Origin of the sequence: Salinicola sp. LHM (assembly GCF_034479735.1) — a bacterium.
In the GTDB taxonomy this organism is placed as follows: domain Bacteria; phylum Pseudomonadota; class Gammaproteobacteria; order Pseudomonadales; family Halomonadaceae; genus Salinicola; species Salinicola salarius.
In genome coordinates, this window is the sequence record NZ_CP140261.1 from 4,023,566 (window position 1) to 4,037,654 (window position 14,089).

General features: G+C 62.3%; 11 protein-coding genes. 10 read left to right on the plus strand and 1 reads right to left on the minus strand.

Annotated elements, in window-relative coordinates; translation table 11 throughout:
- Positions 1 to 33 precede the first annotated feature (33 nt).
- The 4 genes from R5R73_RS18320 to R5R73_RS18335 all read left to right on the plus strand — a co-directional run bounded on the left by R5R73_RS18320 (position 34) and on the right by R5R73_RS18335 (position 6,147).
- A complete protein-coding gene (locus R5R73_RS18320; RefSeq protein ID WP_322528282.1) occupies positions 34 to 870 on the plus strand; it encodes an HAD family hydrolase in 837 nt (278 codons plus the stop codon).
- Complete coding sequence (locus tag R5R73_RS18325) at positions 867 to 4,172, plus strand: HsdR family type I site-specific deoxyribonuclease (protein ID WP_322528283.1); 3,306 nt, start codon at positions 867 to 869, stop codon at positions 4,170 to 4,172. The genes R5R73_RS18320 and R5R73_RS18325 overlap by 4 nt, the downstream gene beginning before the upstream one ends.
- Positions 4,169 to 4,885, plus strand: a complete 717-nt coding sequence (locus tag R5R73_RS18330) for a SprT family zinc-dependent metalloprotease (protein WP_322528284.1) — start codon at positions 4,169 to 4,171, stop codon at positions 4,883 to 4,885. Before R5R73_RS18325 ends, R5R73_RS18330 begins: the two co-directional genes overlap by 4 nt.
- Positions 4,886 to 5,115: 230 nt before the next feature.
- On the plus strand, positions 5,116 to 6,147 hold the full coding sequence (locus R5R73_RS18335; RefSeq protein WP_322528285.1) for an aspartate carbamoyltransferase: 1,032 nt from the start codon (positions 5,116 to 5,118) through the stop codon (positions 6,145 to 6,147).
- A 1-nt stretch (position 6,148) separates the two neighbouring features.
- Here R5R73_RS18335 and R5R73_RS18340 read toward each other — a convergent pair whose 3' ends face one another.
- Entirely contained in the window at positions 6,149 to 6,970 is an 822-nt protein-coding gene (locus R5R73_RS18340) for a helix-turn-helix transcriptional regulator (RefSeq protein WP_322528286.1), read from the minus strand.
- Positions 6,971 to 7,102: 132 nt separating this feature from the next.
- Between R5R73_RS18340 and R5R73_RS18345 the strand changes: the two genes are divergently transcribed.
- From R5R73_RS18345 to R5R73_RS18370, 6 genes are all read left to right on the plus strand, one after another.
- Positions 7,103 to 7,915: a carbon-nitrogen hydrolase family protein gene (locus R5R73_RS18345; RefSeq protein ID WP_322528287.1), complete on the plus strand. Its 813-nt coding sequence runs from the start codon at positions 7,103 to 7,105 to the stop codon at positions 7,913 to 7,915.
- Between the two features lie 107 nt (positions 7,916 to 8,022).
- Positions 8,023 to 9,342 carry an APC family permease gene (locus tag R5R73_RS18350; protein WP_322528288.1) on the plus strand — a complete coding sequence of 440 codons (1,320 nt, stop codon included), beginning with the start codon at positions 8,023 to 8,025 and terminating at the stop codon, positions 9,340 to 9,342.
- Positions 9,343 to 9,858: 516 nt separating this feature from the next.
- Complete coding sequence (locus tag R5R73_RS18355) at positions 9,859 to 11,151, plus strand: FAD-binding oxidoreductase (protein WP_322528289.1); 1,293 nt, start codon at positions 9,859 to 9,861, stop codon at positions 11,149 to 11,151.
- A 29-nt stretch (positions 11,152 to 11,180) separates the two neighbouring features.
- Entirely contained in the window at positions 11,181 to 12,320 is a 1,140-nt protein-coding gene (locus tag R5R73_RS18360; protein ID WP_322528290.1) for an ABC transporter ATP-binding protein, read from the plus strand.
- Positions 12,321 to 12,328: 8 nt separating this feature from the next.
- Positions 12,329 to 13,252, plus strand: a complete 924-nt coding sequence (locus tag R5R73_RS18365) for an ABC transporter permease (protein ID WP_322528291.1) — start codon at positions 12,329 to 12,331, stop codon at positions 13,250 to 13,252.
- Positions 13,249 to 14,064 carry an ABC transporter permease gene (locus R5R73_RS18370; RefSeq protein ID WP_303855276.1) on the plus strand — a complete coding sequence of 272 codons (816 nt, stop codon included), beginning with the start codon at positions 13,249 to 13,251 and terminating at the stop codon, positions 14,062 to 14,064. Before R5R73_RS18365 ends, R5R73_RS18370 begins: the two co-directional genes overlap by 4 nt.
- The last annotated feature ends 25 nt before the right edge of the window (positions 14,065 to 14,089 follow it).

Sequence of the window (14,089 nt, forward strand, 5' to 3'; positions counted from 1 at the left end):
GGAGCAGTTAGCTTGCCAGAGGAGATGCTAGAAATGGGTGACCTAAAACGCACGGCGCTGATTTATGACTTCGATGGAACACTCGCTCGTGGCAATCTTCAAGAGACGAGTTTTATCCCGGATATTGGCATGACCAAGGAAGAATTCTGGTCCAGGGTCAAAGAAAGAACCCGGGCCCAGGATGCCGACGAAATTCTTGTCTACATGCACCTAATGCTCGAAAAAGCAAAAGAGCAGTGTATTCAGATCACCTCAAAGGACCTGAGACGCCACGGGGAAAAAGCCCCTCTTTTTCCTGGCCTTGCAGACAAGTCGTGGTTTCACCGGATCAATGAGCATGCTGCCGAGCGCGGGCTGGCACTCGAGCACTACATTGTGTCCTCTGGTATTCACGAAATGATCGAAGGCTGCGCCATTCGTGACGTTTTTCGCCAGGTTTTCGCCTCCAAATTCATTTACATCGATGATGTGGCGGCCTGGCCAGGTGTCGGCATCAACTACACGACCAAGACGCAATATTTATTTCGGATCAACAAAGGCATCGATAACCATTGGGACAACGTGTCGATCAATAGCTACATGCCAGAGGATGAGCGCCCGATCCCCTTTGACCGCATGATCTTTCTGGGTGACGGCGATACCGATATTCCGACGATGAAAATGCTGACCCACAAGGGAGGGCATTCTGTTGCGGTGTATGATTCGGATAGAACGGATCGCGATCTCAAGAAGATACACAAGCTGATCTCTGATAGCCGTGTCGAGTTTGTCGCGCCGGCGGATTACGAGCAAAACTCCCAAATCGATATCATCATCAAGGGAATTCTTGGCCGGATCGCTAGGAATCATGGATATAGGCCCACCGAATGACCTTCGACGCCGCCGAAAAACACCAGTCCCAGATTCCCGCGCTACAGCTGCTGGTGGCGCTGGGCTTTACCCCGCTGTCGCAGGCGGAGGCGCTGCGCCTGCGCGGCGGGCGGCTCAAGAACGTGGTGCTGGACGATATCCTGATCGAGCAGTCGATGCGCCTCAACCGCTTCACCCATCGTGGGCGAGAGTACCCCTTCGACCTGCAGGATGCCCATGAGGCACTGCGGCGGCTCAAGCCCACGCCGGACCGGCTGAAGGGGCTGCGCGGCACCAATCAGGAGATCTACGACACCCTGGTGCTCGGCACCACGATCACCAAATCCATCGACGGCGACTCCAAGAGCCACTCGTTTCGCTATATCGACTGGGAGACACCCGAGAACAACGTTTTCCACGTCACCGCCGAATTCGCGGTGGAGCGGACGGCGTCTCGCCAGACCCGGCGCTGCGATATCGTCGCGTTCGTCAACGGCATTCCGTTCGTGGTGATCGAGAACAAGCGGCCCACCGAAGATCTAAAGAAGGCCGATAGCCAGCTGATCGGCTACCAGCGCGAAGATGGCATTCCCCAGCTCTTCCACTTTGCGCAGCTGCTGATGACCATGAACCGGGTGGAGGCGCGTTATGCCACCGTCGGTGCCAAGGCGAAGTTCTGGCACGGTTGGCGGGAAGAGGATGATGCGGAGGACGCCCTCTCCGTCATGGCGCGCGCGCTCCCCGCCACGGCTGCACCGGCGCCGGAGCAGATGGCCGAACTCGCCAGCGAGGACGAAGCCGAGCGACTGCTGGCGGCGGCCAACCAGCCGCTGAGCATCGCGGAAGCGCAGGCGATCTATGCCGGCCGCCTAGCGGATGCCCGCGATCATTTCCTGGCGCTGCGGGAGGAAGGCGAGCGCGCCGTGACCGAGCAGGATCGAACGCTCTACGCGCTGTGTCGGCCGTCGCGGCTGCTCGATCTGGTCCGTCGCTTCACCGTGTTCGATGGCGGTGTGCGCAAGATCGCGCGTCATCAGCAGTTCTTCGGCATCCGGCGGGCGATCGAGACCATCAGTCAGCACGATACCCGCGGCGCGCGCAAGGGCGGCGTGATCTGGCACACACAGGGCTCGGGCAAGTCGCTGACCATGGTAATGCTGGGGCGTGCCCTGGCGCTGGAAAGCGGCATCGAGAACCCCCGCATCATCATCGTCACCGACCGTGACGATCTCGACCGGCAGATCAAGGGGACGTTCAAGTCCTGCGATCTGGAGCCGGTACGGGCGACGACCGGTGCGCATCTGCTCGAACTCGTGCGCGACAAGACGCCACTGATCACCACGATCATCAACAAGTTCGATACCGCGCTGAAGCAAAATCAGCCGCCGGATGACGATCCCAACATCTTCGTGCTGGTCGACGAAAGCCACCGCACCCAGACCGGCCGCTACGGCGGGCATAGCCAGTTTGCCGCCAAGATGCGTCGGCTGCTGCCCCGCGCCTGCTATCTCGGCTTCACCGGTACGCCGCTGCTGAAGAAAGAGAAAAACACGCTACAGACCTTCGGTCGGCTGATCCACCGCTATGGCATCGACGAAGCGGTAGCCGACGAATCCGTGGTGCCGCTGCTCTACGAGGGCAGGCTGGTCGAGCAGCAGGTCTCGGGGCAGGTGATCGACCGCTGGTTCGACAAGATCAGCGTTGGTTTGAGCGAGGATCAGCGCCGCGATCTGAAGCGCAAGTTCTCGCGCATGGATGCACTGAACAAAACCGAGCAGGCAATCCGCGCCAAGGCGTTCGACATCTCCGAACACTATCGCCAGCACTGGCAGGGAACCGGCTTCAAGGCGCAGATCGTCGCGCCGTCGAAGGCTGCGGCCGTTCGCTTCAAGGCAGTCCTGGACGAGATAGACCACGTCTCTAGCGCGATCGTCATATCGCCGCCCGATGAGAACGAGGGCAACGAAGAGGTCGATCAGCAATCGAGGGATATGGTGCAGGATTTCTGGTCGCAGATGATGGCGCGGTACAAGACCGAGGAGGCGTACAACCGCGAAATCGTCGAGGCTTTCAAGGGTTCCGGCGATCCGGAGATCCTGATTGTGGTCTCGAAACTTCTCACCGGCTTCGATGCGCCGCGCAACACCGTGCTTTACATCTGCAAGTCGCTCAAGGAGCACAATCTGCTGCAGGCCATCGCGCGCGTGAACCGACTCTTCGAGGAGGGCGATACGGAGAAGCAATTCGGCTTCGTCATCGACTACGAAGGCCTGCTCGGCGAGCTCGACAGCGCGTTGACCACCTACAACGCCTTCGAGGGCTACGAAGCGGCGGACCTCGCCGGGACGGTGCACGATGTCCGCGAGGAGATCCGCAAGCTGCCTCAGCGTCACGATCAGCTCTGGGATCTGTTCAAGTCGGTGCGCAACAAGCGCGACATGGAGCAGTTCGAGCGCCATCTCGCCGACGAAGCGCGCCGCCAGGACTTCTATGCGCGCCTGAGCGCCTTCAGCCGTTGCCTGCATATTGCGCTGTCGTCGGACAAGCTGCTCGACGTCTTCGACCAGAATAAAGTGGACGCCCTAAAGCGCGACTGGCAGCAGTTCTCGGAACTCAAGCGCTCGGTCCAGATCCGCTATCAGGAAACGGTAGATATCCGCGAGTTCGAGCCCAAGATCCAGAAGCTACTCGACGATCATGTCGTGGCGATGCCCGCCGAGACGATCATCGATGTGGTCAACATCAACGATCCCGATGCGCTGAAGGCGGTGGTCGAGGAAACCGGTGTCTCGGAAGCCTCGAAGGCCGACCGCATTTCCAGTGCCACCCGGCGGGCGATCACCGAGAACATGGATGAGGACCCTACCTTTTACAAACGTTTCTCGGAGCTGCTCGAAGAGACGATCCGCGCCTATCGCGAGCAGCGGCTCTCCGAACGTGAGTACCTGCGGAGCGTGGTAAAGCTGGCGAGCCAGATAGCGCGCAAGGAGCGCGGCCATCACGTGCCGGAGCGCCTCAAAGGCGATGAGGATGGGCAGGCGTTCTTCGGTATTCTCGACGGCCAACTCCAGACCCGGGACGAGGCGACGGTGGCGGGCGACGAAGCGGCCATCATCTCCTTGGACATCATCGAGATCATCAAGTCACATCTGATCGTCGACCTGTGGTCGAACGAGATGGCGCAGAACGATCTACGCAACGCCATCGACGACTACTTCTTCGATGTCATCCGCGACCAGAAGGGCGTCGATCTGCCGGTCGAGGTGCTGGACGACCTGGAGCAGAAGATCATGAACCTCGCCCGCGCCAGATTCACCGCATGACTCGGGAACGGCACTGCCTGCGCTACGGAGCACAGAACATTCACTACGAGATCGTCCGGCGGCCCAGAAAGACGCTCGAAATCGCTGTAGAGCCGGATGCCTCGGTGACGGTCGCAGCCCCCCTTGAGACACCGCTGGAGGCCATCGAAGCCAGGCTGCGCAAGCGAGCCGCCTGGGTGATGCGGCAACAGCGCTATTTCTCACAGTTCCTGCCGCGGACACCCGAGCGGCAGTATCTCGCCGGTGAGACGCACCTCTACCTCGGACGACAGTATCGCCTGAAAGTGATCCCGCATACGCAAAAGCGTGTGACGCTGATCCGAGGGTTCATCGTCGTACAGACCCCTCGCCCCTACAGCCCCGAGACGACACGCGAACTGGTCGAGGCCTGGTACCGGGATCGGGCGCACCTCAAGTTCCCGGAGCGGCTCGAACATTGCCTCGCCCGCTTTCCGGCGCCTCAGGCATTCCGGCCGCAGGGGCTCATTGTGCGCCAGACACAGCAGCGTTGGGGCTCCATGTCTCCTGCCGGTCGCCTGCTGCTCAATCGCCGCCTGGTTCAGGCCCCGGTCGATTCCATCGACTATGTGATTACCCACGAACTCTGCCACATGGCCGAGCCTCATCATGGCCCGGCATTCTATGAGCTCCTAGATAAGATCATGCCGGACTGGGAGCGGCGTAAGCAGCGATTGGAGCAAGCTATGGCCTGAAAGCGACAGTTAGCGGAGTCTTCGATACGTGCTCAGGATTTACCTGCCAAGGCCCGCTCCAATGTTTGCCCTGAAGCGTCATTTTGAAGACGGTGGTGCTAATTCCGCTCCCTACGATGCGGAATCGCCACGCGTGAAGCGAGCCGCGCACGGCGCTACACTATCGCCCGACCGAGGCCGCTACGCTCGGCCAGCCCGATTTCGCCACCTGCCGCCAACGAGGTTTCCCGATGCCCGCGCACCTGCTTTCCGTCGACTCGCTCTCCCGTGACGCCGTCGATCACCTGATCCGCGTTGCCGAGCGCATGGAGCCGATTGCCCAGCGGCGCAAGGTGACCCGCGTGCTCGAAGGCGCCGTGCTCGGCAATCTGTTCTTCGAGGCCAGCACCCGAACCCGCATCAGCTTCAACGCCGCCTTCTGCCGGCTCGGCGGCAGCGTCTGCGACACCACCGGCTTCACCTTCTCCTCGATGGCCAAGGGGGAATCGCTCTACGACACCAGCCGCGTCATGGGCGGTTACGTCGACGCCATTGTCATGCGCCACCCCGAGCAGGGCTCGGTGGCGGAATTCGCCGAAGCGACCCAGGTGCCGGTGATCAACGGCGGCGACGGCCCCGGCGAGCACCCGAGCCAGGCCCTGCTGGACGTCTACACCATCACCAAGGAGTTCGCGCGATTGGGCAAGCCGCTGGCCGGTGCCCACCTGCTGCTGACCGGCGATCTGAAATACGGCCGCACCGTGCACTCGCTGATCAAGCTGCTGTCGCTCTACGAACCGCTGCGGATCACGCTGGTCTCGCCGCCGGGGCTGGAAATGCCGCAGCACCTGATCGATCTGGTCGCCTCGCGCGGGCATCGCATCGAAACGCGCCCCCATCTGGCGGAGAACTTCGATGATGTCGACGTGATCTACGCCACTCGCATCCAGCGCGAGCGCTTCACCGCGGAGATGTCGGAGAGCTTCGCCGAGCTGACCTCGGATTTCGTCGTCGATCGCGGCTTCCTCGATCGCCGCTGCTCGCCGACCACCATCGTCATGCACCCACTGCCGCGTGACAGCCGACCCGGCGCCAACGATCTCAGCACCGACCTGAACGGCGACCCGCGCCTGGCGATCTTCCGCCAGACCGACAACGGCATTCCCATGCGCATGGCGATCTTCGCCCACCTGCTGCAGGTCGAGGACCTGATCGAACAGGATCCGCGTGACGTACGCTGGTTCGTGCCGCCGAGCTTCGGCGTCGACGACCGCACGCTCTGAATCAGCGCCGCGCCTGCCAGAACAGCGAAAACAACTCCGATTGCGAGCTGACACCCAGCTTGGCGTAGAGATGCTTCTTGTGGGCGCGCACCGTCTCGATCGAGATTGCCAGACGGCGGGCAATCTCCTTGGTCGAGCTGCCACCCAGCATCAATTGGCTGACTTCGCGCTCACGCTCGGTCAAGGCGTAGCGTGAATCGAAGTCAAGCTCCTTGTCCGGTTGCGGATGCCACGGATGTGGCCCGGAAGCACCATCTTCTTCCGGCTCGAAATGCATGCGAAGCCGCATCAGCGCCAGTAGCCACGGCTGCATCAAGGCGAGACTGCCCAGCGCCTCCCGGGAAAATGGGCGAGTCGAGCCCAGCGACAGGCACAATATCCGGCGATCATCCAGCGTCTGATTGAAGTGGATCTCGTCGGCGACGATGTTGCGCTGGAAATAGCGCTGATAGTACTCGGTGCGAGTGAAGTGCTGCGGCGCCACTTCGGCCAGCGTGAACAGGCCGCAACGGTCGCGCTCGCAGGCATCGATGTAGAACGGATCGAGCAGATACAGGCCACGCTGATAGTCCTGAAACAGTGCGTCGTCGGCACCGTCGTCCTCGTCGCTTTCGGCGAGGATACGGGGTGGCTGCTGGCGGTCGAAGACCAGCGCCACCCAGGTGTCGAAATGCACTTCCCTCGTCAGCCGCCGGACGAGAGCCAGCCAGAAGCCGGCACGGTCCACGTTCTCCGCCAGTTGGCCGAAGGCGCGATGCCACTCCAGGCTTTCCAGCGAGGTCATCTCAACTGAGCCTGTCTCCGGCCGAGCTCGTTGGGTCATCGTTTTTTCTCTTTCAAGCCAAGCCGAATCCCCCAATCGGGTTACCCCGCTTGCGGGATAGGCAGTGGCGCGAGATTGGGGATACTGAAGGCCATCAGCTCCCGTTCCAATCACAACTTCCCGGAGTGTTCCATGCAGCTTGTCCTGGCACAACTCGCCAGCCGTGAAGGCGAAATCGAGCACAACCTCACCCGAGCGCTCGAGGTCGTTCATGCCGTCGACGACGATACCGCGCTGATCGTCTTTCCCGAAACGCATCTGAGTGGCTTTGCCGAACCTGAGCATGTGTTCGATCGTGCCCTGACGCTCGACGGGCCGGAACTCGAGGCATTGATCGAGGCCAGTCGCGATCGCGATCTGGCGATCGCCATCGGCCTGCTGGAGCGAGAGGGCGAGACCGTGTTCAACACTACCGTGCTGATCACGCCCGAAGACGGTATCGCACTACGCTACCGCAAGACCCACCTGTGGCCGGACGAACGCACGCTGGTTCAGCCAGGCAATGCGCTTCATTGTCTCGAATGGCGCGGCCGATGCATCGGCCTGTTGATCTGCTACGACCTGGAATTCCCCGAGCCGGCCCGCGCGCTGGCAACCATGGGGGCCGACCTGCTGGTGGTGACCAACGGCAATATGGATCCCTACGGCCCCGTACATGCTCGTGCCGCTCAGGCCAGAGCCCAGGAAAACCAGTGTTTCCTCGCCATGAGCAACCGAGCCGGTCAGGGCGCCGGGCTCACCTTCGCTGGCGAGAGCGCATTGATCGGCCCCGATGGCGACACCCTGTTCCGAGCCGGTCGCGAGGAGACCGTTCAAGCGCTGCATCTGGACCCGGCGCGCCTCTCCAGTGCCAAACAGGACTACCACTACGCAGAGGATCGACGTCTAAGCCTCAGAGGGCATCTTGAAACCCAGGGCTCGCGGCGCAGCTGGCATTTCGACTGAACGCCGAACCGGCTCCCTGCGTTCATCACGACGACTGCTGCTAGCCGCAACGACCACGATTCGTAAAACAACCACACTTCGTAAAACAACCACAACAGGACATGACAATGTCGGAAATGAAGAAGACCCTTACCCTATCCCAGGTCGTGCTGTTCGGCCTGGCCTACATGACCCCGATCATCGTGCTCGGCACTTTCGGGGTGCTGGCGGTGGTCACCCAGGGTGCAGTGGCAGGCGCCTATCTCGCTGCGCTGGTGGCGATGCTGTTCACCGCCCACAGCTATGGCCGCATGGCCGCCGCCTATCCCGTCGCCGGCTCTGCCTACGCCTACGTTCGTCACGCCATCGATGATCGGCTGGGATTCCTTGCTGGCTGGGCCATTCTGCTCGACTATCTGTTCCTGCCGATGGTGATCTGGCTGATCGGGGCGGCCTATCTGAACTCCGCCTTCCCGACCATCCCGACGGCGCTATGGCTGCTGGCGTTCATCGGCGTGACCACGGTGATCAACGTGCTGGGACTGAAGCTGGCCAGCCTGGTCAATAGCGCCATGATGCTGATCCAGATGCTGGTGCTGGTCGCCTTCGTCGGCCTCAGCCTGCGCTACCTTCTCGGCGACCCGACCCAGCCACTGTTCAGCCTTACTCCCTTCCTGGGTAGCGACAATGCCTCGCTGCCGATACTGATGGCCGGTGCGGCCGTCGCCTGCTATTCGTTTCTCGGCTTCGATGCCGTGACCACGCTGACGGAGGAAACCAAGGATCCCGAGCGCACGCTGCCCCGGGCGATCCTGTTGATCACGCTGCTGGGCGGGCTGATCTTCATCGTCGTCTCCTACTGCGTCCAGCTCGCGGCGCCGGGCTTCGACTTCGCCAATCCGGACGCCGCCGCCTACACCATCGCGCGCAATATCGGCGGTGACGTGTTCGTGTCGATTTTCCTGATCGGATTGGTCGTGGGTCAGTTCGCCTCGGGCATCGCCGCCCAGGCCAGCGGTGCACGCCTGATCTACGCCATGGGCCGCGACGATGTGTTACCGCGCCGCTGGCTCGGCCGTCTGGGTCGTCATGGAACGCCACTGGGCGGGCTGCTTCTGAGCGCCGTGGTGGCCTTGCTGGCGCTGACGATGGATGTGCTTTCTGCGGCCTCGTTCATCAACTTCGGCGCGTTTCTGGCCTTTGCCCTGGTCAACCTGGCGGTGATCTTCCATTACTACCTCAAGGGCGGCCGCCGCAGCCTGGGCGACACACTTCGCTATCTGGTATGTCCGGCGATCGGACTCGGCGCGATCGTGTGGCTGCTGTTCAGCCTCGATCACAAAGCCGTCACGCTTGGCTCGCTGTGGCTCTTGATGGGATTGGCATGGCTGCTTTGGTTGACCCGTGGCTTCCGACGACCCACGCCGGAGTTGCATATCGACGCGTGAAGCAGCATCTTCTGAAAATTGGGAATGGGTTCTCGCCGGGTGCGGGAATCCGTTCTCCGGCATCCGTCGAACGTCGATATCTCGCACTCTTCTCGCAATCTCCTCGCGCCAGCCCCGCCTCACTATCCGCCTCACCTTCACCCGTCGAAATGACGCGGCCCCGAACACGACACGAACCGTCATCCTGTCGAATATTCCATTACCCAGCTAATATCCATCGATTCCAAAGTCTTGCTGGCGGAGGAGTCCGATCGGCTCCGAATTCTATTGTAACATCGTAAAAATTCAGGCATTAAACGGCGATAAACCGGGTCTTTCATCGCGAATTCGGCAGGAAAAAGATCAGCAAAAAGCGCTGCGTGGCTACCGGAATTCACGTCGTCCGGCAGGATATGGTGTTATTAAATAGTTGACATCGACCACGGAATTAATGACACACTGAGCGAGCCACGTCACTCTGCGACATGGCAGAATCAACAATTACAAGCGCAGCGCGCAACCCAAGACGGACTTCCTATGACAGTTTATTCGTCGTCGGCGACAACCGCCTCCTGGTATCGGGACTCCATTGCCGTCGAGCTCGAGCCAGCGCTCCCGCTGGAAGGCGATCATCGCGCCGATGTCTGCGTCATCGGCGCGGGCGTTACCGGTTGCTCCGCCGCGCTGCATCTGGCGCAGCAGGGATATCGCGTCATCCTGCTCGAAGCGCTGAACGTGGGGCACGGTGCCTCCGGGCGCAGCGGCGGGCAGATACTGCCGGGCCTGGGCACCGACATACGTACCGTCGAAAACGCCCTGGGTCGGTCCGCCGCCCGCGATATCTGGGAAATGAGTCGTGAAGCCGTCAGGCTGACCGCCCACCTCGTCGAGCAACACCAGATTCCCTGCGAGATGTCCTGGGGCTATCTCCACGCGGCGGTCAAGCCTCGGCACGTCGTCGAGCTCCGACAGTGGCAGGAGCGGATGGTCCGCGACTTCGACTATCACGGGCTCGAGTGGCGGGAAGGCGACGCGCTGCGCGAGCACGTCGTCACCGATGCCTATCCGGCGGCGCTCTGGGAGCGCGAAGCCGGCCATCTGCACCCCCTCAATTACACACTCGGCCTGGCCCGAGCCGCTCAGCAAGCCGGAGCGATCCTTCATGAGTTCAGTCCCGTGGTCGATATCCGGCACGGCAAGCAGGCCACCGTCGTCACCGAACGCGGCCGGGTCGTGGCCGATCACGTGGTCATCGCCACCAACGCCTACGGCGACCGCCTGGTGCCCCAGATGAGCGGGCGCATCATGAGGGCGGCCAACTACATGATCGCCACCGCGCCCATGAGTGAGCAGCAGGCCGCCCAGGTTCTCCCCCGAAACGATGCATTGTCGGACACCAACTTCGTACTCGATTACTATCGCCTTTCGAGAGACAGACGCCTGATCTACGGCGGGGAGGTGAGTTACGACGGCCGCCCGCCCCGAGGTCTGGAGGCGCGTACCGACGCCAAGATACGGCGCCTGTTCCCGGTGCTGAAAGAGATCGATATCGAATATCGCTGGGGGGGAGACGTGGCCATCACGATGAATCGCGCGCCGGACTTCGGCCGGCTGGCGCCCAATGTCTTTTACGCCCAGGGCTACTCCGGCCATGGGATGGCGCTGGCGGGACTGGCCGGCAAGCTGCTGGCCGAGACCATTGCCGGGCAAAGCGAGCGCTTCGACATCTTTTCCGCCATGCCCCACCGGATGTTCCCGGGCGGCCGATGGTTACGGACTCCCCTGCTGGTACTGGCAACCAATTTCTACAAGCTTCGCGACCGGCTGTGACGAGCGGCAAGCACGACGAGGAGTGCCCAATGACCGATTTGACGAACGCCGTGAACACCACCGAGCGCCTGGATCGAGAGGAGACTCGCGTGGCGGCGGCAGATGCGGCGGCGAGAGGCAAGCGCGGCGCTTCCTCGATCAGGATGCAGGGATTGCGCAAGCAGTTCGGACGCGATGCCATTGCGCTGGCGGGGGTCGACCTGGACATCCACGCCGGCGAATTCTTCACCCTGCTGGGGCCGTCCGGATGTGGCAAGACGACGCTGCTGCGTATCCTCGCCGGGCTGGAAGAGGCCGATGACGGCCAGCTGACGATCGGGGGCAAGGATGTCATCGATACCCCGCCGCATCAGCGCAGCGTCAACACGGTCTTTCAGTCCTACGCGCTGTTTCCCCATCTGTCGGTGCGGGAAAACCTGGCGTTCGGCTTGAAGATGCGCGGCGTCGCGGCCAAGGCGCGTGAAGCCAAGGTGGCGGAGATCGCCCGGTTCATCCAGCTGGGAGATCTGGTCGACCGCCGTATCGATCAGCTGTCCGGCGGTCAGCGCCAGCGCATCGCCCTGGCGCGGGCCCTGGTCTGCGAACCCGACGTGTTGCTGCTGGACGAACCGCTTTCAGCGCTGGATGCCGGCCTGCGCAGCCAGCTGCAGGTCGAGCTGCTGCGAGTCCAGAAGCGGCTCGGCATGACCTTCGTGTTCGTCACCCATGACCAGGACGAGGCGATGGTGATGTCGGACCGCATCGCCGTGCTCGACGACGGCCACATCCAGCAGGTCGGCCCGCCCCAGGAGGTCTACGAGCGCCCTGCCAACGCCTTCGTGGCCCGCTTCATGGGACATGGCAACCTGTATCGGATCCATCGCCGCGACGGCTCGCGCCTGAGCACGGAAATCGGCACGCTGCAAATGGACGGGGAGAGCGAGGGCGAGCTGGTGCTGATGCGCCCGGAAACGCTGGATCTCGAACCGGGCCACGTCGAGGGTCCCAACCATCTGCCCGGCACCATCACGGAACGGCTCTATCGCGGAAGCCATGCGGAGTTTCGCATCAGTATCGCAGGCACGACGCTTCAGGCCACCGTCAACAACCGTGGCAGGCGGCTACCGAACGTGGGGGACGAGGTGACGGTCGTCGTCGCCCCGGAAGACCTCGTGACGCTGAGCGAGTGAGACCCGACATGTCGACGAACAATATTGCGGTAATGGGACGCGGCCAGGGCATGGTCCGCGAAGCGCGTCATCTCCTGTTCACGGTGGCGCCGGGTGCCCTCTGGATCGTCATCTTCCTGGTGCTGCCAAGCCTCTACCTGATGGCCGTTGCCTTCATGTCCAACGGCCCCTACGGCCTGCCGCAGATGCCGCTGTCGCTGAACTCGTTCAAGCAGCTGGCCGGGGTCGGCTTCCTGGGCTGGAGCCCGGGCAATCTCTATACCCTGCTGCGCTCGCTGTGGCAGACCCTGGTCGCGACCGGGCTGGTGGTGCTGGTGGCGTATCCGCTCGCCTACTACATCACGACCTGCCGGGCGAAGTGGCGGCCGATCATGCTCCTGCTGGTGGTGGTGCCCTCCTGGACCAACCAGGTGATTCGCACCTTCGGCTGGATGAACCTGCTGGCGCCCGGCACGCCGCTCTCCAACGCGGCCGAAGTGCTCGGCTTCATTTCCCCCAACATGGGTTTGTACCCCTCCAACTTCGCGGTGACGCTGGGGCTGGTGTACAACTTCCTGCCCTTCATGGTGCTGCCGCTCTATGCCGCCTTCGAGAAGCTCGATACCGCACAGGTCGAGGCCGCCCAGGATCTCTACGCCAGGCCCGCCCGAGCATTCTGGCACGCCGTCTTCCCGCAGACGCTACCGGGGCTGCTGGCCGGAATCGTGCTGGTCGCGATTCCCGCCTTCGGCATGTACGTCATTCCGGAGCTGCTCGGCGGCGGCAAGGCGATGATGCTCGGCAATCTGGTCGCTACCCAGTTCTCCGGCGGTTCCAACTGGCCGCTGGGCGCGGCCGGCGCGATCCTGATGCTGATCGCGACCTTCATCGGGCTGTTCGCGATGCGGCGCATCGGCAAGCGCCTGGGTGGCGGCGAGGAGGTGGTGATATGAGAAAGCGAACCCTCAAGCGCGGCCTGACGGCCTTCTGGTGGATCACGCTGGTGTTCCTGTACCTGCCGCTGGCCGTGGTGGTGCTGTTCTCCTTCAATGCCTCCAACAGCGCCGCCAGCATGACCGGCCTGTCGCTGCGCTGGTATCACCAGCTGCTCGGCAACGAGCAGATCATGGCCGCCTTCGGCAACACCCTGATCCTGGCGATCTGTTCGTCGGTCATCGCGCTCGTCATCGGCTGCCTGATCGGCTACGGCATGTATCGTCACCGCCACCGCAAGCTCGGCTGGCTGATCGTGCTGATCTACCTGCCCATCGTGCTGCCGGACATCGTTTTCGGCATTTCCGAGATGGCCTTCTTCGTCCAGTTCCATCGGCTGACCGGGCTGCTCCAGCCGGGGCTCGGGACCATGGTCATCGCCCACGTGACCTTCCAGATTCCGTTCGTCGCGCTGATCGTCTATTCACGCTTCGTCGGACTCGACCCGACGCTGTTCGAAGCGGCCAAGGATCTCTACGCCACGCCCGTCAAGCGCGTCGTCCACTTCATGCTGCCGACCATCAAGCCGGCGCTGATATCCGCCTTCTTTCTCTCCTTCACGCTGTCGGTGGACGACTTCGTGATCAGCTTCTTCACGGCGGGGCCGGAAAGCGCCACGCTGCCGATCTACATCTGGGGCGCGATCAAGAAAGGCGTGTCGCCCGAGATCAATGCCATCGCCACGCTGATGATCGGTGCGGTAGCGATAGCCGCCGCGATCAGCCTGTTGTTCAGCCGTAAAAACCAGCACAGTCGCAAACGTCAATCCTGACCTGAGAGCCCGCGCACGGGTAAAC